Source organism: Vibrio profundi, from assembly GCF_043642225.1.
GTDB lineage: Bacteria > Pseudomonadota > Gammaproteobacteria > Enterobacterales > Vibrionaceae > Vibrio > Vibrio profundi_A.
In genome coordinates this window covers 1-1,575 of record NZ_JBHZSF010000043.1, presented here as the reverse complement: position 1 = coordinate 1,575, position 1,575 = coordinate 1, and the positions used below count along the sequence as shown (strand labels likewise).

The window sequence follows — 1,575 nt, the reverse complement described above, 5'->3', positions numbered from 1 at the left end:
ACAAAATCTTAAATTGAAGAGTTTGATCATGGCTCAGATTGAACGCTGGCGGCAGGCCTAACACATGCAAGTCGAGCGGAAACGACTTATCTGAACCTTCGGGGAACGATAAGGGCGTCGAGCGGCGGACGGGTGAGTAATGCCTAGGAAGTTGCCCGGTAGAGGGGGATAACCATTGGAAACGATGGCTAATACCGCATAATCTCTTTGGAGCAAAGCAGGGGACCTTCGGGCCTTGTGCTACCGGATACGCCTAGGTGGGATTAGCTAGTTGGTGAGGTAATGGCTCACCAAGGCGACGATCCCTAGCTGGTCTGAGAGGATGATCAGCCACACTGGAACTGAGACACGGTCCAGACTCCTACGGGAGGCAGCAGTGGGGAATATTGCACAATGGGCGAAAGCCTGATGCAGCCATGCCGCGTGTATGAAGAAGGCCTTCGGGTTGTAAAGTACTTTCAGCAGTGAGGAAGGGTGTGTACTTAATACGTGCATATCTTGACGTTAGCTGCAGAAGAAGCACCGGCTAACTCCGTGCCAGCAGCCGCGGTAATACGGAGGGTGCGAGCGTTAATCGGAATTACTGGGCGTAAAGCGCATGCAGGTGGTTCATTAAGTCAGATGTGAAAGCCCGGGGCTCAACCTCGGAACTGCATTTGAAACTGGTGAACTAGAGTACTGTAGAGGGGGGTAGAATTTCAGGTGTAGCGGTGAAATGCGTAGAGATCTGAAGGAATACCAGTGGCGAAGGCGGCCCCCTGGACAGATACTGACACTCAGATGCGAAAGCGTGGGGAGCAAACAGGATTAGATACCCTGGTAGTCCACGCCGTAAACGATGTCTACTTGGAGGTTGTGGCCTTGAGCCGTGGCTTTCGGAGCTAACGCGTTAAGTAGACCGCCTGGGGAGTACGGTCGCAAGATTAAAACTCAAATGAATTGACGGGGGCCCGCACAAGCGGTGGAGCATGTGGTTTAATTCGATGCAACGCGAAGAACCTTACCTACTCTTGACATCCAGAGAAGCCAGCGGAGACGCAGGTGTGCCTTCGGGAGCTCTGAGACAGGTGCTGCATGGCTGTCGTCAGCTCGTGTTGTGAAATGTTGGGTTAAGTCCCGCAACGAGCGCAACCCTTATCCTTGTTTGCCAGCGAGTAATGTCGGGAACTCCAGGGAGACTGCCGGTGATAAACCGGAGGAAGGTGGGGACGACGTCAAGTCATCATGGCCCTTACGAGTAGGGCTACACACGTGCTACAATGGCGCATACAGAGGGCAGCCAACTTGCGAGAGTGAGCGAATCCCAAAAAGTGCGTCGTAGTCCGGATTGGAGTCTGCAACTCGACTCCATGAAGTCGGAATCGCTAGTAATCGTAGATCAGAATGCTACGGTGAATACGTTCCCGGGCCTTGTACACACCGCCCGTCACACCATGGGAGTGGGCTGCAAAAGAAGTGGGTAGTTTAACCTTTCGGGGAGGACGCTCACCACTTTGTGGTTCATGACTGGGGTGAAGTCGTAACAAGGTAGCCCTAGGGGAACCTGGGGCTGGATCACCTCCTTATACGAAGATA

1 rRNA gene is annotated in these 1,575 nt (G+C 53.3%); it reads left to right on the top strand.

What is annotated here, in order from left to right:
- Nucleotides 1-10 precede the first annotated feature (10 nt).
- Nucleotides 11-1,565, top strand: a 16S ribosomal RNA gene (locus ACHUFI_RS22395).
- Nucleotides 1,566-1,575 lie beyond the last annotated feature (10 nt).